General features: G+C 70.7%; 22 protein-coding genes and 1 pseudogene. 10 read left to right on the top strand and 13 right to left on the bottom strand.

Annotation, left to right across the window (positions count from 1 at the left end; all coding sequences use genetic code 11):
- Window positions 1-54: 54 nt before the first annotated feature.
- The 4 genes and pseudogenes from ACIRVF_RS33505 to ACIRVF_RS33490 all read right to left on the bottom strand — a co-directional run bounded on the left by ACIRVF_RS33505 (window position 55) and on the right by ACIRVF_RS33490 (window position 2672).
- The gene (locus tag ACIRVF_RS33505; protein ID WP_402826415.1) at window positions 55-924 is read right to left on the bottom strand and encodes an SDR family NAD(P)-dependent oxidoreductase; all 870 of its coding nucleotides are present in this window, start codon (window positions 922-924) and stop codon (window positions 55-57) included.
- A gap of 169 nt (window positions 925-1093) precedes the next feature.
- Window positions 1094-1276, bottom strand: a pseudogene (locus ACIRVF_RS33500) (transposase); the annotation flags it as partial.
- Between the two features lie 144 nt (window positions 1277-1420).
- On the bottom strand, window positions 1421-2044 hold the full coding sequence (locus ACIRVF_RS33495; RefSeq protein WP_402826412.1) for a hypothetical protein: 624 nt from the start codon (window positions 2042-2044) through the stop codon (window positions 1421-1423).
- 28 nt (window positions 2045-2072) lie between these two features.
- Entirely contained in the window at window positions 2073-2672 is a 600-nt protein-coding gene (locus ACIRVF_RS33490; RefSeq protein WP_402826409.1) for a hypothetical protein, read from the bottom strand.
- 280 nt (window positions 2673-2952) lie between these two features.
- Here ACIRVF_RS33490 and ACIRVF_RS33485 point away from each other — a divergent pair, with 280 nt between their 5' ends.
- The 3 genes from ACIRVF_RS33485 (at window position 2953) to ACIRVF_RS33475 (ending at window position 5136) form a co-directional block, all read left to right on the top strand.
- Window positions 2953-3198, top strand: coding sequence for a DUF4230 domain-containing protein (locus ACIRVF_RS33485; protein WP_402826407.1), 246 nt, complete (start codon window positions 2953-2955; stop codon window positions 3196-3198).
- 703 nt (window positions 3199-3901) lie between these two features.
- Window positions 3902-4819 (top strand): alpha/beta fold hydrolase, encoded by a 918-nt coding sequence (locus tag ACIRVF_RS33480; protein WP_402826405.1) that lies wholly within the window; start codon window positions 3902-3904, stop codon window positions 4817-4819.
- 146 nt (window positions 4820-4965) lie between these two features.
- Complete coding sequence (locus ACIRVF_RS33475) at window positions 4966-5136, top strand: type IV toxin-antitoxin system AbiEi family antitoxin domain-containing protein (RefSeq protein WP_402826402.1); 171 nt, start codon at window positions 4966-4968, stop codon at window positions 5134-5136.
- Between the two features lie 253 nt (window positions 5137-5389).
- Here ACIRVF_RS33475 and ACIRVF_RS33470 read toward each other — a convergent pair whose 3' ends face one another.
- Both ACIRVF_RS33470 and ACIRVF_RS33465 read right to left on the bottom strand, forming a co-directional pair.
- Window positions 5390-5551 (bottom strand): hypothetical protein, encoded by a 162-nt coding sequence (locus ACIRVF_RS33470; RefSeq protein ID WP_402826399.1) that lies wholly within the window; start codon window positions 5549-5551, stop codon window positions 5390-5392.
- 360 nt (window positions 5552-5911) lie between these two features.
- The gene (locus ACIRVF_RS33465; RefSeq protein ID WP_402826396.1) at window positions 5912-6832 is read right to left on the bottom strand and encodes a hypothetical protein; all 921 of its coding nucleotides are present in this window, start codon (window positions 6830-6832) and stop codon (window positions 5912-5914) included.
- Window positions 6833-7144: 312 nt separating this feature from the next.
- Between ACIRVF_RS33465 and ACIRVF_RS33460 the strand changes: the two genes are divergently transcribed.
- Window positions 7145-7417: a hypothetical protein gene (locus ACIRVF_RS33460; protein WP_402826393.1), complete on the top strand. Its 273-nt coding sequence runs from the start codon at window positions 7145-7147 to the stop codon at window positions 7415-7417.
- Here ACIRVF_RS33460 and ACIRVF_RS33455 read toward each other — a convergent pair.
- The 3 genes from ACIRVF_RS33455 to ACIRVF_RS33445 all read right to left on the bottom strand — a co-directional run bounded on the left by ACIRVF_RS33455 (window position 7376) and on the right by ACIRVF_RS33445 (window position 9780).
- Window positions 7376-8107, bottom strand: a complete 732-nt coding sequence (locus ACIRVF_RS33455) for a hypothetical protein (protein WP_402826390.1) — start codon at window positions 8105-8107, stop codon at window positions 7376-7378. The two genes, ACIRVF_RS33460 and ACIRVF_RS33455, sit on opposite strands and share 42 nt — an antisense overlap.
- Window positions 8108-8204: 97 nt before the next feature.
- Window positions 8205-8375, bottom strand: a complete 171-nt coding sequence (locus ACIRVF_RS33450) for a hydrophobic protein (RefSeq protein WP_402826387.1) — start codon at window positions 8373-8375, stop codon at window positions 8205-8207.
- Between the two features lie 427 nt (window positions 8376-8802).
- Window positions 8803-9780 (bottom strand): LysR family transcriptional regulator, encoded by a 978-nt coding sequence (locus tag ACIRVF_RS33445; RefSeq protein ID WP_402826384.1) that lies wholly within the window; start codon window positions 9778-9780, stop codon window positions 8803-8805.
- Window positions 9781-9888: 108 nt separating this feature from the next.
- On the opposite strand from ACIRVF_RS33445, the gene ACIRVF_RS33440 reads away from it, so the two are divergent.
- The gene (locus ACIRVF_RS33440; RefSeq protein WP_402826640.1) at window positions 9889-10167 is read left to right on the top strand and encodes a 4-oxalocrotonate tautomerase family protein; all 279 of its coding nucleotides are present in this window, start codon (window positions 9889-9891) and stop codon (window positions 10165-10167) included.
- Between the two features lie 604 nt (window positions 10168-10771).
- Here the strand turns inward: ACIRVF_RS33440 and ACIRVF_RS33435 are convergent.
- Entirely contained in the window at window positions 10772-11125 is a 354-nt protein-coding gene (locus ACIRVF_RS33435; protein WP_402826381.1) for a hypothetical protein, read from the bottom strand.
- 24 nt (window positions 11126-11149) lie between these two features.
- Between ACIRVF_RS33435 and ACIRVF_RS33430 the strand changes: the two genes are divergently transcribed.
- Window positions 11150-11413 (top strand): hypothetical protein, encoded by a 264-nt coding sequence (locus ACIRVF_RS33430; protein WP_402826378.1) that lies wholly within the window; start codon window positions 11150-11152, stop codon window positions 11411-11413.
- 674 nt (window positions 11414-12087) lie between these two features.
- On the opposite strand, the gene ACIRVF_RS33425 is transcribed toward ACIRVF_RS33430, so the two are convergent.
- From ACIRVF_RS33425 to ACIRVF_RS33415, 3 genes are read right to left on the bottom strand one after another with little or no spacing between them, the layout of a single operon-like run.
- Window positions 12088-12417 carry an STAS domain-containing protein gene (locus ACIRVF_RS33425; protein WP_402826375.1) on the bottom strand — a complete coding sequence of 110 codons (330 nt, stop codon included), beginning with the start codon at window positions 12415-12417 and terminating at the stop codon, window positions 12088-12090.
- Window positions 12414-13745 (bottom strand): PP2C family protein-serine/threonine phosphatase, encoded by a 1332-nt coding sequence (locus ACIRVF_RS33420; protein ID WP_402826372.1) that lies wholly within the window; start codon window positions 13743-13745, stop codon window positions 12414-12416. Before ACIRVF_RS33420 ends, ACIRVF_RS33425 begins: the two co-directional genes overlap by 4 nt.
- The gene (locus tag ACIRVF_RS33415) at window positions 13745-14548 is read right to left on the bottom strand and encodes an alpha/beta fold hydrolase (protein WP_402826369.1); all 804 of its coding nucleotides are present in this window, start codon (window positions 14546-14548) and stop codon (window positions 13745-13747) included. The genes ACIRVF_RS33420 and ACIRVF_RS33415 overlap by 1 nt, the downstream gene beginning before the upstream one ends.
- A 526-nt stretch (window positions 14549-15074) precedes the next feature.
- On the opposite strand from ACIRVF_RS33415, the gene ACIRVF_RS33410 reads away from it, so the two are divergent.
- The 4 genes from ACIRVF_RS33410 to ACIRVF_RS33395 all read left to right on the top strand — a co-directional run bounded on the left by ACIRVF_RS33410 (window position 15075) and on the right by ACIRVF_RS33395 (window position 17248).
- Window positions 15075-15842, top strand: a complete 768-nt coding sequence (locus ACIRVF_RS33410) for an ISAs1 family transposase (protein WP_402826366.1) — start codon at window positions 15075-15077, stop codon at window positions 15840-15842.
- Complete coding sequence (locus ACIRVF_RS33405) at window positions 15800-15925, top strand: hypothetical protein (RefSeq protein ID WP_402826363.1); 126 nt, start codon at window positions 15800-15802, stop codon at window positions 15923-15925. The genes ACIRVF_RS33410 and ACIRVF_RS33405 overlap by 43 nt, the downstream gene beginning before the upstream one ends.
- Before the next feature lie 220 nt (window positions 15926-16145).
- Window positions 16146-16556, top strand: coding sequence for a hypothetical protein (locus ACIRVF_RS33400; RefSeq protein ID WP_402826360.1), 411 nt, complete (start codon window positions 16146-16148; stop codon window positions 16554-16556).
- 257 nt (window positions 16557-16813) lie between these two features.
- The gene (locus ACIRVF_RS33395) at window positions 16814-17248 is read left to right on the top strand and encodes a hypothetical protein (protein WP_402826357.1); all 435 of its coding nucleotides are present in this window, start codon (window positions 16814-16816) and stop codon (window positions 17246-17248) included.
- Window positions 17249-17256: the final 8 nt, after the last annotated feature.

Here is a 17256-nt window from a genome sequence, read left to right as displayed (position 1 = left end):
TACGGGATGTCGAGGACCTGACGGGGGGTGCGGCTCCGCCCGTCGAGTGCGGCTCTACGGTCGCACTTCGGTGGCGCGCACGTCCTCGGACAGGTGGTCGCGCATGCGGGTCCGTTCGGCACGGGAGACCGCGGCGGGCCGTCCGGCCGTCATGCCGCCGTCGACGGCGAGATCCTGCCCGGTGACCAGGCGGCTGGCGTCGCCGGCGAGCCACAGTGCCGCCGCGGCCACATCGTCGGTCGCGACAGTGCCGGGGAGCGGTTGGTTACTGTCCAGCAGCGGCTTGAACATCGCGGCTGCGGAGGGAGCCGCCGCGTCGGCGACCGAGGCGTCGGCTCCGGCGCCCTTGGCGAAGATGCCCGTGGGCACGAAACCCGGGGACACACTGTTCACGCGCACTTGGTACTCGCCCAGATCCACCGCCGTGCACCGGGTGAGGTGGAGTACCGCGGCCTTGGCAGTGGAGTAGTCCAGGCCGGACCAGCCGGCGATCTTGCCTGCCAGGCTCGCCACGTTGATGATGCTTCCCGAGCGTTGGACGACCATCTGGCGTGCGGCGTGCTTGATGCCCAGCATGACGCCAGCGACGTGGACCGCCATCGTCCGTGCGAACACCTCCGTGTCGAAGTCGGTGACCGATGCCATGTTCCCGGGGCCGCCCGCATTGTTGACCATGATGTCCAGCCGCCCGTAGCGATCCACGGCGTGGCCGACCAGCGCCTCGACGTCCGCCTCCACCGACACGTCGCAGCGCACGAAGGTCGCCTGCTCGCCCAGGGCCGCGGCCCGCTCGTGTCCCTCCCGCTCGCGGCGTCCGGCGAGGACGACGTAGGCGCCCTCGCCGGCGAACACCTCCGCTATGCGTGCTCCGATGCCGCTTGTCGCCCCGGTGACGACGGCAACCTTGTGGTGCAGGCTCTTCATGACGCAACTCCGGTGTCGGGTCCGGGGCACCAGCACCAGGACCGATGGTGGCAAGACTGTTGATCATCGATCATATGGGCGACCAGGGCCTTTGGGCTCCTGGGCCTGGAAGGCTCATGAAGATCTTGCTGAGGCGCTGTCCTGGCCGTGGGCCGGGCGGCCCTTTCGGCTATGCGGCGGCCGAGGTGAGGTGCCAGGTGCCGTTGGTTCGGGTGAGTCCGAGGTTGGTCAGGCGGCGGAGGTTGAGGGCGGCGGCTCGGGTGTGGAGCCAGGTGTTGTTCTTGATGGTGCCGCGGTAGCGGAGTCGGCGGTTGCCTCGGTGGACGATCCATGCGACGGCGCGTTCGACCGGTGGTCTCCAGCGCCATTATTCGGCGTGCCAGTTGGGGTCGGTGGCGGCCTGGCGGCGGGCCGTGGCGAGGACCCTGAGCGCATCCTGGGTGCCGGCCGGAGGGGCCACCCGGACGTCCCCTCCGGCTCCGGGTGCGCTGGTGGTTCAGGTGCCGAGGAGGCGGTCCAGCAGTGACCGGTACTCGCGCAGGGTGAGGCGCAGGTCCTCCGTGCTGGCAGCCGGTGCGCCGTCCGGTGCTGCTTCGGCGCCCCGAAGCCGGTGGCGCCGCTCGGTGACGGCCTCGGCCAGCAGGCCGACCGACTTCTCGATCAGGGCGTCGGCCTGCTGCACGGCCTGACGGGGATCGTCGACGAATCCCGCCTGGACGGAGTGCCATTCGGCCCGCAGTCGCTGCGTCCGCTCAACGCCGAGCCAACCGCCCGATCCGCTCACCGCAGGTGCCGGCAATGCCGGTTCCGGGTCACCGAGCCGGGGGCCGGGCAGGGGGCGGGCGGGCTGGACCGGCTCGGACGGCCGTTCTGCGGCCCGGTCGCCTCCCGGTACGACGGCGAACCGACCTCCGGCAGCGCGTCGTTCGGGCGAAGCTGCCGGGCGGCCGGCCTCCGGGCCGGCCGGGTCCGGGTGGGCCGTGCCGGCGCGAGCGGCGTCCGGGTAGGCGCCGTACCGGCGGGCGGTGTCCGGCTTGGCCAGGTTCGCCCGACCGCTGCGGGGGTCCGGGGCCGGCGCGTCGTCGGGATTGTTCCGGGCTGCGGAACCGTACTGGGACATGGTCATCCTCTCCTTCGTGTCGTCGGCGTCATCGGGTGGCGTGGCGCGGGCCGGAGTGGCGGATGGCACCGGTGGAGTTGCCGGCAGGGGCCGTCCTCCCCTCCTCGTCGCTGCCGGAGCGGGCCACCTCGAGGCACAGGTCGCGCACGGCCAGCAGCGCCGTCCGCAGTTCCTCGGTGCCCACCCGCTCCGACCTGCTGCGCTCCAGCACCCGCCGCGCGGACCGGTAGCCGGGCACCAGGGCGGCGTGGTCGACCGAGAGCACGGCGAGCCGGTCCTCGGCCGGGAAGCCGATCTCCTCGAGCGTGCCGTCGAGAAGGGTCATGGCCTCGTCCAGCGAGCGGGCGGGGTCGTCGACAAACAGCTCCTGGAGGGCGGCGAGCCGGTTGCCGACCTCCTCGGCGCGGCGCTGCGGCAGCCGGGTGAGCGCCAGCTGCCGGGCCTGTCGCAGCCGGCCGGCCAGCTCGTGCTCGGCCTCCCTGGTGCGGCCGCCGTGCGCCCGCACGGTCCGGTCGTACTCCGGACCGAAACGCTGTCGCAGCCGACGGGTGTTCAGCCGTGGCAGCAGCACGGCCAGGGCCGCCGCGGCTGCCAGCACGACCACCACCAGAACGATCCAGATGTTCATACCGCTCCTCCTTCGGTTTGGCCACGGCCCGGAGTGGTGGGTCCGGTCCCTCATTCGGGTTCCCGCTCAGGCGATTCCAAACAGCCAGTCCCGGAGAAGCGTTGGCCGCCCGGGTTCGGGGAACCCGCCTTCGGCGGCCTGACCGACACTCATGCGACGTGCAGGCAGGCAGAGTTCATTCCAAGGAGGAGATCGCCGTGTTCCGCCACCCCAGCCGGAGAGTCAATCCGGACACCCAAGCACCCGCACCCGTGGCCGCCGGCCGCCGGCTCCGGGGCAGGTGGCGCTGGACCCGAAGCAGTTTCACATCTACTCCCAGGAGCGCGGTCTGTTCGACCGGTTCGGCGACTTCTTCTCCGGCAATCCGGGCAACCAGCAGCAGGTGGAGCAGCCGGCCTCCCAGCGGATCCAGAACGCCGCGCAGTCCTCGGGCCCGCTGCAGCACGCGGAGCAGAACACCAGGGACGCGCTCCGACAACTGCTGAGCTCGCTCGGTTTCACCACGGTGGACGAGCGCGTCGGCTGACCGAAGCGTTCGGACGGGGCGCCCCGGCCGCCTGGTCTCGGCGCGAGCACCGACGCCTTGGCACGAGTCCACGAGAGCCCCGCGCCCCCAGCCGTGGCGCGACGCGGCAATCTGCACGGTGCTCACCGGGTGATCGCCGCTCTCGGCTACGCCGACCCGCCGCCCAAGCCGTCCGTTCGGCTCAGGTGAAGGACAGGAGCATGAGTGGGGTGGAGTAGGCGGAGCCGCCCGCGGGTTCGACGGTGACGCCCATGCCGCGCGTTCCGTCCAGGGGCCCGGTGGCCAGGAGGAAGCCGTCACCGGTGGGCAGCCGCCCGGCCGGCGCATCGACCCGGCGTCGTCGAACGTCAAGTCGCCGTGGTCGTCGATGTGCTGATCATCGCGACAGCCTTGATGAGCGGGAGTCGTGCCCATGCCCGCGTCGCACGTACTCGACCGTCCGAACGCTCGACTCGCCTACCACGCAACGGGGGAGGGGGCGGTGGCCGTCTACGCCCACGGCGCCCTCTCCAGTCGCGACCACGAAGGCCGGATGGCTTCATGGACTGGTCGCCCGTGGCTGCGTCCGGCCGCCGCTTGGTCGAGTACGACGCTCGCGGGCACGGCGGGTCCACCGGACGGGCGGTCGAGGCCGACTCCACGTACCCGGCGCTCGGGGAGGACCTGCTGGGCCCTCTGCGATCATGTCGCCCCGGGGAGCCCGATGGCTGCCCTGGGCTCCTCGATGGGCGCGGCGACCGTCCTCCGGGCGGCGGTGAAGGCGCCGCAGCGCTCCGATCGTCTGGTGCTGGTCATCCCGGGCCCCGCCTGGCAAGCGCGGGCCGAGCGCCGGTCGGGCCTGGAGGCGGCGGCGGACCTCGTCGAACGGGAGGGCGGGGCGGCTCTCGTCGCCGAGATGCGGCAAGTCGGCCCGCCGTCCGTGCTGGCGGGAGTCGAGGACTTCCCGCCGGAGTTCGACGTGCCGGAGCCCCTGCTGCCGACTGTCCTGCGCGCGGCAGCCGCGAGTGACCTGCCGGACCCGGCGGTCCTGCGTGCCCTGCCTCACCCCGCCCTGATCCTGGCCTGGGAGGGCGACCCGTCCCACCCTGCCGAAACCGCTGAGGCCCTGGCGGATCTGATGCCCGCCGCCCGGCTCCACGGCTCCCGTGACCTGGCGGACATCCGCAGCTGGGGCTCTCTGGCGGCGGCTTTCCTCTCCTGGGCAACTTCGACATTTTCGTTGATCGTCGTGTGGGTCGCCATGTGGCCAGGAGGCCGTCAAGTCACTCCCGCGAGAGTCGAGTTGGCGTTCAATCGGTTTGTCGTGGCCGATGCGGGCTATACGGCGGACATGAGCGGCAGATACCGAGGAGCGGGCGCGGCCCGCGCAGTCATGCTCGTCGCCGACGTCCTCGCGGGCGTCCTGGGGCTCTGGATCGCCCTCTCCCTCCTGGGCGCCAACCCGTCCAACGACCTGGCCCACGCCGTTCACGAGGTTGCCGACTGGCTGTCCACCTGGGCGCGCGACCTCTTCACCCCCTCGCAGGACTGGCTGCGCACCCTGCTGAACTACGGCATCCCGGCGCTCGCCTACCTGCTCATCGGTCACATCGCGGCCGGCTGGCTGCGCCGCGTGGACTGACCGTCACGGCCGGGTCGAACGTCCGGCGGGGGGGTACGCCGGGTACCCGCCCGCCGTCCGCCGAGCCGGCCCCCGAGAAGAGCGAAACGGCTGCGCCCGCCCCCGGGCGGCGAACGACCGGTGCCACCCCCGACAGCGTGCTGGGCGTGCTGGCCGACGCCCAGGGGCCGCTGCGGGCCCGGGAGGTGACCGCCCGGGTGGGGAACGAGGAATCGGCGGACAACGTGAACGCGGTGCGCACCGCGCTGGAACGCCTGACGAAGGCCGGCCGGGCGCAGCGCCCGGGCCGTGGCCTGTACGCGCAGCTGGAAGGCTGACCCGCGGGCCGGCCCTGACGGCGGCCGGTTCGCGACGCTGCCCCCCGTTGCACCGCCGGCCGGTTGAGCGACATCGCCAGGGACGGCACCCGCACTACCGTGTCGTGGCCATCCCTGTCCGAGATGCCGGAAGGCCACCTGCGGGTGGTGGCCTCCTGTGCCTTCTCGGGGCCCCGGCAGCCTACCGCCGCCCCCGGGCATCGCCTGGGGGCGGGCCGGTGACCGGCCGGCCTCGGGCGGTCGGCGCCGAGGTTCACGCCTGCCCCTGGCCGCGGCGCGCCGCCTCCCAGTCCAGGGCCTCCTCGAAGATCAGGTCGTGGTCGAGCATCCAGACGGACATGCGGCGCATCATGAGGGGCGCCATCAGGAACTGCCCGATGGTGGGCAGCGGGTGCTTCGAACGTTCGCGCGACAATTCTCCTTTGCCGCAAAGTACTTACGAGCTTTACACGCCCCAGCGAGGCACGCAGATGGTGGAGCACTTCGAAGACCGGTCTGCCAGCGTCCGGGTCCTGCTCGCTCACGTACGTTCCCCCTCGCTGCTGACTGCTGCGCCCCGAGCCGGGGCCGGCAACGGGTTCTCGCGGCCACCCTTCCGCCACCGCCGAGGGTCCAGCCGTGGGCGGCGACCAGGGCGAGGAAGACGTTGGCGACGGGATCGGACACCCCTGACCATGACGAGTACCGGCGCAGGTTCCGAACTGTGCGGGGACGCGGCTGACGGACGCCCGTGGTCCGGGGAGCGCGGGCGTCCGGGTACCTCAGCGGTGCCGCGTCAGCGGCGGGCGCCCCGACGGCGGGCGATCACCAGCGCGCCCCCGCCGACGGCGAGCAGCGCGGCCCCACCAGCGCCGTAGACGATCATCTGGCTGCTGTTGCCACCCGTGCTGGCCAGGGTGCTGGCCGGCGTGGTCGAGACCGGATTGACGGTCGGCTTGCCGACCGGGCCGCTCGTGTCCGCAGGCACGGCCGGGGCGGTCGACGGGGTGCTGCCGGCCGGCGTCCCGGTGGTGGCCGGCGCCGACGGCTTGGCGGTGGCGGAAGGCGAGGCGGTGGCCGACGCAGTGGCGGTGCCCGAAGGCGTCGCCGTTGCTGTGGGCGTCCCGGTCGGGTGCGGGGTCGCGGTGGACGTGGGCGACGCCGAGGAGGTCGGCACCGGGACGGTCGGCGTGCCGCTCGGGGTCGGCACGCAGGCCTTGCCGCCGTTCCAGGCCGAGATCAGGTTGTCCGTGAAGACGCCGTCCGGGTACCTCGGCGCCGGGTTGGCGACGCCGTCGAACTTCTTGTCGCCGTTGTACAGGTCGATCTGGCCGAAGCACTTCGGCAGGTGGGCGGACACGTCCAGGGTCGCCTGGCGGTTCCCGCTGCGCAGCGTCGTGGTCGCCCAGCCGAGGAAGGTCTGCTTGCCCGAGGTGGCCCAGGAGGGGCCCTCGGTCTCGTAGGAGGCCAGCGAGACCCGGTAGTCGCAGCCTTCCACGACGTCGCCGACCAGGCGGACCTGGATGGTGCCATGCGGCTGGGACATCCGGCCGTCGGAGACCCAGCCCTTGCCGCCGTCGACGGAGAACTGGACGCCGACGGTGCCGCATCCGTGCTCGGCCTGGGCCTGGGCGGTGCCGGCGGTGAGCAGCGGAGCGCCGACGGCTATGCCGAGGGCGGCGAGAGCCGGAAGGCTCCGGCGCAGGAGTTGGTGCACGAGGAAGCTCCCTAGCTAGGGGTTGTTCACGGTTCGGGGGACTCATCACCGCTCCCGCGTTGGCGATCCCAAAGGACCGTCACCGGAATTGAGCGGACATGAAACCGTGACCGTACCCGATGGCCCGACAGCCCCGGGCCCCAGGGTGTGAACGAGGCAGAGAGACAGCCGTACTCTCGTTCAGCCGAGACAGCTCAAGAAGCTGAATGGGCGTCCCCCTGCCCCCCGAAAACCTGTCCCAGGGCGAGTTCAGGTGAGTTCTCGGCCTGACGGCTGGACCGAAGAGGCCGCCACCCAGAACCCAAGGACACGGTGACGGCCCCTTCCTGTGCCTTCTCCAGCGCGACGATCTACCCGCCGCCCGTCCTGGTCACCGGCCAGACCCGAGCCCGGCCCTGGCACGGCAAGCAAAGTCCCGAGCCGCGACCTGCAGGGAGGCGACCCGGCTCGATCGGCGGCCAGGAGGGTTCGAAGCTGGAGCTGCGGGAGAAGGCCGGCCCGAACCGGCTGGAGCGCACGGAGTGCGAACAGACCGCCGGGGTCCTACTGCAGGGCTCCGACGGCACGGGCGATGACGAGCAGTGAGGTGATCAGCGCGGCGATGCTCTCGATGCTCATCAGGACCTTTGCGCGGGTGGTGAGCGGCATGGTGTCGGTCGGGCTGAACGCCGTGGAGTTGGTCACCGACACGTACATGTAGTCGATCAGTGCGGGAGTCCAGTCGCTGGAGCGGCTCGCGCCGTCGGAGACCTCCTCGACGGTGTCGTGGTTCTCGTCCTGGGAGAACCGGAAGTCCGCGAGCGGCAGCTGGGAGCGGGGCGCCTGGGTCCGTACGACCGGGCCGCCCCGGTCGAGTTCCCAGAAGGCGAGGCCGAAGACGATGATGTCGGTCGCCCACACCTGCAGGGCCGCCAGCAGCAGCGCGCCGCCGTCCTTGACATCGGTGGACACGAGGGCCCGGACCAGCAGGCCGAGCACGATGAGGTTGCTGATGCCGATGACGGCGACCAGCACCAGCGACACGGTCCGGGAGAAGCGGTTCTGCCGTGTGAGGCGGCGCGGGTTGACGGCGATCAGCGGGATCAGCAGCAGGACTTCCAGCGCGGGCAGGACGTAGCGCGGTCCCACGAGCAGGCTCTCGGGGAGCGCGAGGTACAGCAGCGCGGCGACGACGGTGGCGACCACCCCGGGCAGCCGGGCTTCGCCGCGCCGCTCATGACGGGGATGACGCTTCGGCAGGCCCGGGCGCGAACTGTTCGGATGATGCGCGGTCATCGAACCGATACCTCCTCGGTCAGGGCCGAGCCGTGCTGGCACCGGGCAGTGGGACGGGGACGGGGCTTCACCGGCACCAGCGAAGCCCCGCGAACGACTACCAGCGGTACCACCGGCCGCGGCTGCCGGCCGCGCTCGTGCCACGGGCGATGAAGCCGATCAGCCACACGACGAAGACGAAGATCGCCACCCACCAGAGGACCTTCACTGCGAACCCCAGGCCGAACAGCAGCAGGGCGAGCAGCAGGACCAGAAGAAGCGGGACCACAGTGTGCCTCCTTCGTGTCGGGTTCGCAGCTCGTCTGCCCGGCCGGTTCGGTTGCATGCCTCCTCCTGCGCCGCGCCGACCGGTCGCTGACACTGCGAGGCCGCAGGTGGTCTGTGCGCGCAAAAGCAGCCGCGAGTCCGCGCTGCCGTCCCGGGCCGTTGTCCGCGCCGTCCGTGGACGTCCGCCTGGGCACCGTCGGGGCCATGTTGTGGGATTAGTTGGAGGTGGCTCGCGCGGGTCATCAAGTGGCGTGCGGGCCGCCGCCGGTTCTCGTCGGTTGTGCGGGTCGCTCGGGTCGCTGGCCCTGGTCGTGGTGGTCGGCCAGGAGCCGGCTGTCCTGCGTCGGCCTCGGCGTCGACCTTGGTATTCGCTGTGCCGTTGGTCGGGTCCCGCCGTCGTTGTGCTGCGTGGCCTGCTGCGGGGTGTCTCAGCCCTGGCTGTTATGTTCGGCCCGCCGAGATGAGCTCGACTCGGCTGTGGCTGTGGCTGTGGCTGTGGCTGTGGCTGTGGCTGTGGTGGCCAACAGCTCGTCCAGGACGACCCGGACGGCCGGGTGCTGGGTGCCGCTGCGACGGGTCACGGCGAAGACCGAGCGGGTCACGGGTACCGCGAGCGGGTGAAGCACCACGCCCGGAGGGATGTGGTGAATCGCCATCCGGGGGATGAGCGAGACGCCCATCCCGGCCGCCACCATGGCCAGGACCGCCGGGAAGTCCCCGCACTCGGCGATGATCCGCGGGACGAACCCCGCGTTGCCGCAGACCCGTTGGGACATCTCGAAGCAGGTCGTGCGATGCGGGGCACTGATCCAGGCGTGGTCGGCGAGGGCGGCGAGGTCCACCGGTTCGACGGCGTCCGCGCCTTCGTGGGGCACGGTCGCACCGGGCAGGGCGACCACCACCGGGTCGGTGGCGAGCTCGTGACGCTCGCACCCCGGGGGCAGTGCCGCGGGCAGGAAGTCGTAGGCGTGGGCGATGGTGAGCTCCACCTCACCGCGGCGCAGCGCGGTCAGGCCGTCCGACGGATCCATCTCGGTCAGGCGCAGGCGCAGGCGGGTGCCGTGGCGCGCGGTGAGCCGGGTCCAGGCCGGTGGGAGCAGGGCGGCCATCGCGGATGGGAAGGCAGCGATCCGGACCGTACCGGAGACCTCGGTCCGCAGTGCGACGAGGTCTGCCTCGGCGGCTGCCATCTGGTCCAGCATCACCTCGGCGTGGGCCACCAGTACCCGGCCGGCCTCGGTCAGCCGCAGTTTGCGGCCGTCCCGTTCGAGGAGGCGGGTGCCAACTTCCCGTTCCAGCGCGGTGAGTTGCTGGGAGACTGCCGGAGCCGTCAACTGCAGCGCCTCGGCGGTGGCCGAGACCGTGCCGTAGCGGGCGAGGTTGTGGAGCAGGCGGAGCCTGCGCATCTCCATCACGAAAGTGAACCTTAGCAATTCGGCTAGAAAGCCTACATGGACGTTTAACGGTCTGGCCGGAAGACTCGGGGGCGTCCCGGCGCACACCAGCGGTCCACGCTGGCGACGCAGACCCGCGACGCACACCGTCAACACACCCAGCGGCATGCGCCGGCCGCTCGCACCCAAAGGAGGACCACCATGCCGATGATCACCGTGGACATGCGCGAAGGCCGCACCGTGGAGCAGAAGCGGGCACTCGTCCAGCGCCTCACCGAGGCCTTCGTCGAGACCTGCGACTGCCCGCCGGACGGCGTCTGGATTGTGCTGCGCGATGTGTCTACGGACAACTGGGCGATCGGCGGCCGGCTGCAGTCCGACGGCCCCGTCGAGGCATGAGGACTCCAGCCGGGGAGGTGCTGGCGACTCTCGGCGCGCCTGGCCCGGTCCTACGGCACCGACCTCGGCTCCACCGCCTGCCCGGTGGCGCCGCAGGCGCTGCCCGGACACCCCAGACCCAGGGCCGCCAGGCCCCATCCCGCATACCGTGCCGCTCCTTTTCCCGGTGGCGCCGCAGGCGACATCCACAGCCCCTTTTCGAGGGAAGCCGTCAGGCCCCGGCCCCCAGCAGCCGAAGGCCTGCGTGGTTCTGGATCCCTTTCGAGTCGTCTTTCCGGTGTGGGGGCTTCGTGATGTTCGGGACGGTTCGGGCGGGTCGTTATCGGCCGGTAGGAGCGGGCAGCGAATGATGCTTGTCGTGGCATTAAAGGCGGAAATTTCGGACGACTGCCGGCCGGATACAGGGTGGTCTTCCAGTCTGTTTCCCGTACGCCTGTTCGGTGACATCCGAAGACCGGGCACCGGTGACATTCACGTGCGTTTCAAGGGCGCCCCGCGTGTGAGTGGGTGGGTTGGTGTCAGCGGGTTGGGCGGCAACGGGCTTGCCAAGGGCAGGGGACTGCTGGGCTGGGCATCTGCTTGATGGTCTCGCTGGTTGCTGCTGTCATGAAGTGACCAACCTGCTGGACGGCTCGGCGGGCGGGTCGCGGCGGGTGAAGGAGCGGACGTAGGGAAGGGCGGGGCAGGCTGCTGGCGCTCGCAGAGCGTCATACTGCACGTCGCGGATCGCGAAGACCTGATTGGTGCCCTCGAACGCCATGAGACTGATGCCGCCGGCCATGTTGCCCTGGCCCTGCGCGCTGAGGCCGGTCAGCGCGCCCGCCCGTCGGATCGGCCAGGTGGAGGGGTGGGGCGCGACGGCCCGGTCGACGGGCGTGCCGGAGTTGGAACCGGGCTCGGCGGTGGAGGTGTGGGGAGGCGGGTGGCTGGGCAGCCGCCGGGGCTGCCGAGAGAACACGGCTGCCTTCCCAGGAGGTTCGTCATGATCATCAAGAAGCTGCACGATGCCGGTGTGAAGTCCGAGCATGCCTACCTGGCGGGGATGGCGTCGATCGGGTTGTCGTTCGCGTCGTGGATGGTGTCGGTGAAAGCCGAGCAGGCCGGGCTGGACCGGGCCGACCGGTGGGGCATCTTCGTCGGGGAGTGGGCGCCGACGTTCTTCTGCGTGGGCCTGGCCCTGTCGCAGTACGAACGCGAGCCGAACCCCGTCTACGCCAACGACCCCCGCCTGACCACGACGTCCTGACCGCCGCAGCCGGTGGCCTGTCGCCCGCCGGCGGCAGGGACATGGTCGGCTCGGCATGATGACTGCGGCCGGGTCCTGACGGCTCGCTGCAGTTCCGTCCGCCGCCCCGGCCGCTGTACGGCCGTCGTCGGGCCTGCTGCCCGTCCCGGCCGTCTGCCGTTTGTGACACGACGGCCGGAGGCAGCCGGACGCAGCGGCGGCGGACGGAACTGCAGCGACGCAGCGGCAGGCCCGACCGCACGCGCAGCACGGCAACGGCCGCGTCCGGCCGGCGCGGCCGTCGGCCGCTGTCTCCGACCGTTGTGCCGCCGCTGTCCGGCCGCGTCCCGGCCGCATTGTGCTGTCCGGTCCGGGCGGTGCTGGGCCGTCACGCCGTTCACGGCCTGCTGTCCCGGCTGCTGCCGCTGCTGCCGCTGCTGGCCGTTGGGCGGTTGCCGTTCCGGCTGTGTGCCGTCTTGGTCTGGGCACTGTAGGGTCGCCGGCCCGCCGTCCGTGTTGCCTCCCGGCCGCCGCCCGTCGGCTGTTGTGCTGCCGCCTCCGGCCCGTTGCGCTGCTGCCCTCGCTCAACCGGGGTCGAGCACCTGGACGCTCTGCGGTTCCGCCCGCCCGTCCGGCCCGGCTGCCGTCCGGCCGCCGCTGTGCTGCCGCCGCCCCGGCCGGTCACGGGTGACCGGTCATGGGTGGGCGTCGGTGTGCGGGTGGATGGTGAGGACCTGGTCGAGGCCGACGAGGGTGAGGAGGCGGAGTGTGCGGGGCGGGACGGCGGTGAGGGCGAAGTCGGCGTCGGCGGCTCGGGCATGGCGGTAGGCGGCGAGGAGGGCGGTGATGCCGCTGGAGTCGCAGAACTCCAACCCGGACAGATTCATGAGCAGGCAGTGGTCGGAGCGGAGCAGGAGGGTGTCCAGGTGGCGGCGCAGGTGGGGTGCCTGGTCGTAGTCGAGGTCGCCGAGCAGGTGCAGGACGGGGCCGGTGGGGGTGTCGCGTTGTTCGATGGTCAGGCTCATGCGGTGTTCGTGGTGGGGTCGGTGGTCGGGTGGGTGGCTTTGACGCCGAGGGCGAGGAGGGCGGTGTCGTCGTCCAAGCCGTCGCCGAAGCCTTGGAGGAGGACGGTGAGGGCTTCGATGAGGTCGTGGGGTGTGGTGGGCGCCTGGTCGGTGGCGAAGTCGAGCAGCGCCTCGTCGCCGAAGAGGCTTTCGCGGGTCGGGCCGGTGCGGGCTTCGGTGAGTCCGTCGGTGTAGAGCAGTAGCGTGTCGCCGGGGGCGAGGATGGTCGTCGCGGTGGTGGAGGAGGCCTCGGGCAGGATTCCGACGAGGAGGCCGCCCGGGGTGGACAGGAACTCGCAGCGGCCGTTGGCGCGCAGGATCAGGCTCGGGGGGTGGCCGCCGGAGGCGACCTCGACGGTGACGCGGCCGTCTTCGGTCTCCTCCAGCAGGCCGAACACGACGGTGCAGTACCTCGGGTCGCCAGCGGCGGTGTAGTGCTCGTGCAGGACCGCGTTGAGCGTGCGCAGCGCGGTGGTCGGCTCCGGGTCGTGCAGGGCCGCGGCGCGCAGGGTGTAGCGGGTCAGGGAGGTGAGGGAGGCTGCTTGGGGACCCTTGCCGCACACGTCGCCGAGGAAGAACGCCCACCGGTTGCCGCTGACGGGGAAGAGGTCGTAGAAGTCGCCGCCGAGCCGGTCGGGGGAGGCGGTGTGGTAGTAGACGGCCGTCTGTATCCCGGGGACGGCGGGCAATGAGGAGGGAACGAGGGACTTCTGCAGGGCGCTGAGCGCTTCGGTCAGCCGCTGGCGGTCCGCCTCCGCCTGGCGCAGGGCGGCCTGGGCCTGTGCATGCGCGCGTTCGGCCTCGGCGCGGGCCTGCTCGGCTTCCTGGCGGCGGCGTAGGAGTTCCGCCTCGTAGGCGCGTCGGTCGGAGGCGTCGAAGACGGTGGTGCGAATCAGCAGCGCCTCGCCGTCGCTGCCGCGCTTGACCACGGAGGACACCAGGGTCGGAAGCCGGCCTCGGCCCGCGGTCCGCATCTCCAGGGCGATGCCGTGCACCTCGCCCTGCATGCGCAGCAGCGGCGCGAAGTGCGTTTCGTGGTACAGCTTCCCGCCGACGGTGAGCAGGTCGGTAAAGCGCATCCGGCCCACCATGTCGGCGCGTTTCAGCCCGAGCCAGCCCAGCAAGGTGGCGTTGGCCCTGGCTATGGTGCCGTCCATCAGCGTCGACAGGTAGCCGCAGGGTGCCTGCTCGTAGAGGTCCTCGGCGCTGTCCTCGAGCAGCGCGGTGAACGCCGCGTCGGTGGTCGCTTGGTCGTCGGAGGAGCCGGGCTCCTCACCGACTTTGCACATCACCGCAGGCCGTCCAAGAAGGCGACGAGGGCCTGGGCGGTTGCCTCGGGTGCGCTCAGCTGTGGGCAGTGGCCGGTGGCGTCCAGGGTGATCAGCCGGGAGGCTGGGATCGCGGCGTGCACGTAGGCGCCCACCTCGCGGGGCGCGATCACGTCCTGGGTGCACTCCAGCACCAGGGTGGGGACCGTCACCTTCTTCAGATCCTCACGGCTGTCGGACAGGAACGTCGTACGGGCGAAGACCCTGGCGATGTCGGGATCTGTGGCGCAGAAGGTGTTGGTCAGTTCCTGGCCCAGGTCCGGCCGGTCCGCGTTGCCCATGATCACCGGTGCCATTGCGGCGGACCAGCCCAGGTAGTTCGACTCCAGAGTGGCCAGGAGTTCCTCGATGTCCTCGGTGCTGAACCCACCCCGGTACCCTTCGTCGTCCACGTAGCACGGCGAGGGTGCCACCATCACCAGCGCACCGATCCGCTCCGGCGCGGCCTCGGCCGCCAGCACGCCCACCATCGCGCTCACCGAGTGCCCCACGAACACCGCCTCGTGCAGGTCCAGCTCCTGGCACACCTCCACCACGTCCTGCGCGTAACCGTGCAGCGAGGAGTACCGCTGCTCGCTCCACGCCGCCAGCTCCGACCCGCCGCAGCCCACGTAGTCGAACAGCACCACCCGGTAGCGGTCCACCAGGGCGGGCACAACAAGGCGCCACATGTTCTGGTCGCAGCCGAAACCGTGGGCCAGTACGACTGTCGGCCCGTTGCCCGGCCCGAGCAGCGTCACGTTGTTCCTGCGTAGGACATCCATGACGGCCATCCTCCCATCCGGCCCGTCCCCGCCCGGAACCGGGAGTCGCTCGCTTCAGCTGCTGTGGCTGCGGGGTTGGGGGACGTTCTCGCCGCCGCCCGCCGTTGGGCCGCCCCCGTCTTCTGGGCAGCGCTGGACCGTCCGCCGCCGCCCGCAGCCTGCTGCCGACTGTCCAAGCCGCTGCCGCTGCCGCGCCGCCGTCCCGACCTACTGAGCGCCGTCGTGCTGCCGCCAGGGCGCTTCGCTGTGTCCCGGTCGTGGCTCCGATCCGGCGCGCGGCCTCCCACCGTGCGGCCCCGCCGACGGCGCGGTCACGCAGCGTCCGGCGCAGTGCGAGCAGTTCCCGGCCGGTGAGTCGTTCCATCCAGTGCTCCCCTGTCCAGCGCACGTCCTGGCCGCCGTCGAGGCCGCGTGGCTGGGTGACACGCGGCCGCTCTGAAAAGCCTGGCCGCCACCGCACCAGGCGAGCGCCCCCCAGGCCACCGTCCGCCGCGTCCTGCAGCGCATCGACGGCGACGCCCTGGACATGGCGGTCGGTGCCTGGCTCGCCGACCGCGGCCGAGACGACCACCCCGTCCGCGACGCCGATCAGCCCCGCCCCTCGCTCGCGGTGGATGGCAAGACCGTGCGCGGTGCCTACCGGCTCGACGGCACACAGGTTCACCTGCTCGCGGCGATGACCGGCACCGGCCAGGTCATCGCCCAGCGCGAAGTCGACGGCAGGACCAACGAGATCACCGTCTTCCAGCCCCTGCTCGCTCCACTCGACCTGCACAAGACCATCGTCACCTTCGACGCTCTGCACTCGCAGACCGGTCACGCCCGCTTCCTGGTCGAGGGCAAGGGCGCCCACTACATCGCGCTGATCAAGGCCAATCACCCCACTCTGCACCACTACTTGAAGGAGCTGCCCTGGCGGGACGTGCCGCTGCAGGGCAAGACCCGGGCCACCGCTCACGGCCGCGACGAGATCCGACGGGTCAAGACCTGCACGGTCACCGCAGGCCTGGACTTTCCCCACGCCGTCCAGGCCGTCCAGATCGTGCGCCGCCGCCGGATCATCACCACCGGCAAGGTCACCCTCGAACGCGTCTATGGCGTCACCAGCCTCACGCCCGCGCAGGCCGGTCCGGTGGAGATCGCGCAGCGCGTCCGAGAGCACTGGGGTATCGAGAACAAGATCCATCATGTGCGTGACACTGCGTACGCCGAGGACGCCTCCCGCGTCCGCACCGGCACCGCGCCCCGTGCATGGCCACCCTGCGCAACCTCGCCATCGGTGCGCTGCGACTGACCGGCCACGACAACATCGCCGCAGGCCTCCGCCACCACGCCCGGGACGCCGACCGCCCGCTCGCCACCCTGGGCATCACGTGATCAAACCGGACACATCGTCAGAACCACACCGCCTGGTGTCCCCAGGGCGGCGTCGTTCAGAGGATCTGTCCAGGTTGATGCCGGTTCAGATGGCTGGGGTGGCTCATGAGTCAACCTTCCCTTCACTCGAACAGGGGCCACCCAGGGAAGCTATTGAACGCGTTCAAATATGCTGCGAGGATGATGCTCCTGTTGGAGCTGCCGAAGGGGTGGAGCGGCCATGGGTGCCGTGCTGAGAACCGAGAGCGCCCTGGCGTGGTTCATTCGGGCCGCCGTCCGCTATCTGCTCGCCCTCGGCTGTGGGTGGAGTGCCACGGCCGGTGGTTGCGCGCTCTGGCTGGCACCTACCGGGCTCTCCGGATCGGAGTTCCTGACCGGCTTCATCGACCTGGGGTTGCTCCTGTTCGGGTGGGTCGGCGTGCCGTCGCTGCTGCTGCTCCTCCTCTCCGCGCCGAAGAGGGAGAGCGAACTCCATCGGCCCGTCGTCACCGTCCTGTGGTGCGGACCGCCGATGTCCGTGCTGCTCGTCAGCGGGTGGGCGCTGATCGGCATTCTGTTCCAGATCGGCTGCGCCGCCTTCCTGCTGCCCTCACCGCGCCTGCTGATCGTCCCCCGGCCGGCCCGTCCCTGATGAGGAGACAGTGAGCTCCGAATTTTCGCCGGTGACGATGAAGTGGACATTGAATTCAGGGGTAATGGTGACGTTTCTGTGCGGCGGCGCGGCGATTCCTATCCTGACATGGAGGTGGTCAAGTAAAGGCACGGGCAGCATCCGTCGATGCTCGCCTATGATCCAATGTCATCGGAGACGGGTCTCCCAGCAGCTCCATTGTGGCCCAAGATGGATAGCACTTGGGTCTCCGGAAAGTGCACGGAAGGTTGCTAGCTATGGCTGAGGCGAACTGTCGTTCGGTTAACGGGTCCACCTTTCGATGGATTGCTACCTGCGCCGTTCGCTATGCTATGGTCTTCACGGTCGGCTGGATGGCAATTTCGCTGACGGCTCCCAGGATGTCAGACCGGGCTGATGGTTACGGCGCCCGAAAGAATTTGTGGGGATCTTTCCTGGGATACATGGAAGGGGCTCCAGGGATGTTCCTGATGATTGGAGTCCCGTCCCTGATATTGTTGGCGCTGATTTCCAGGAGAAGAGGAACCTCTGCGCCTGATGAGTTCAGGGCATTTGCCGCAGCGCTCCTTGTCATCCCGGTGCTAGGGCTCTTCCCGGTCGGCACATGGGTGATGATCGCCATCCAGGTGGTGGTGCAGATTCTCTTTGCGGCGATCATCATGCCGGTTGCCAGGAAAGATGCAAGTTTCTAGGATCGTTG

The sequence above is a fragment of the Kitasatospora sp. NPDC101157 genome (assembly GCF_044768255.1).
Classification (GTDB): Bacteria; Actinomycetota; Actinomycetes; order Streptomycetales; family Streptomycetaceae; genus Kitasatospora.
Note: the sequence above shows the minus strand (reverse complement) of the source record. Positions and strands in the feature narration are given on the sequence as shown.

What these genes read in the sequence shown, in the direction of transcription:
- ACIRVF_RS33480 (WP_402826405.1), top strand. Translation starts at nt 3,902, where the DNA reads ATGGCTGCCCTGGGCTCCTCGATGGGCGCGGCGACCGTCCTCCGGGCG.
- ACIRVF_RS33455 (WP_402826390.1), bottom strand. Translation starts at nt 8,107, where the DNA reads ATGACCGCGCATCATCCGAACAGTTCGCGCCCGGGCCTGCCGAAGCGT.
- ACIRVF_RS33430 (WP_402826378.1), top strand. Translation starts at nt 11,150, where the DNA reads ATGATCATCAAGAAGCTGCACGATGCCGGTGTGAAGTCCGAGCATGCC.
- ACIRVF_RS33400 (WP_402826360.1), top strand. Translation starts at nt 16,146, where the DNA reads ATGGGTGCCGTGCTGAGAACCGAGAGCGCCCTGGCGTGGTTCATTCGG.
- ACIRVF_RS33495 (WP_402826412.1), bottom strand. Translation starts at nt 2,044, where the DNA reads ATGTCCCAGTACGGTTCCGCAGCCCGGAACAATCCCGACGACGCGCCG.
- ACIRVF_RS33445 (WP_402826384.1), bottom strand. Translation starts at nt 9,780, where the DNA reads ATGCGCAGGCTCCGCCTGCTCCACAACCTCGCCCGCTACGGCACGGTC.
- ACIRVF_RS33425 (WP_402826375.1), bottom strand. Translation starts at nt 12,417, where the DNA reads ATGAGCCTGACCATCGAACAACGCGACACCCCCACCGGCCCCGTCCTG.
- ACIRVF_RS33415 (WP_402826369.1), bottom strand. Translation starts at nt 14,548, where the DNA reads ATGGATGTCCTACGCAGGAACAACGTGACGCTGCTCGGGCCGGGCAAC.
- ACIRVF_RS33505 (WP_402826415.1), bottom strand. Translation starts at nt 924, where the DNA reads ATGAAGAGCCTGCACCACAAGGTTGCCGTCGTCACCGGGGCGACAAGC.
- ACIRVF_RS33405 (WP_402826363.1), top strand. Translation starts at nt 15,800, where the DNA reads ATGGCCACCCTGCGCAACCTCGCCATCGGTGCGCTGCGACTGACCGGC.
- ACIRVF_RS33395 (WP_402826357.1), top strand. Translation starts at nt 16,814, where the DNA reads ATGGCTGAGGCGAACTGTCGTTCGGTTAACGGGTCCACCTTTCGATGG.
- ACIRVF_RS33490 (WP_402826409.1), bottom strand. Translation starts at nt 2,672, where the DNA reads ATGAACATCTGGATCGTTCTGGTGGTGGTCGTGCTGGCAGCCGCGGCG.
- ACIRVF_RS33410 (WP_402826366.1), top strand. Translation starts at nt 15,075, where the DNA reads ATGGCGGTCGGTGCCTGGCTCGCCGACCGCGGCCGAGACGACCACCCC.
- ACIRVF_RS33420 (WP_402826372.1), bottom strand. Translation starts at nt 13,745, where the DNA reads ATGTGCAAAGTCGGTGAGGAGCCCGGCTCCTCCGACGACCAAGCGACC.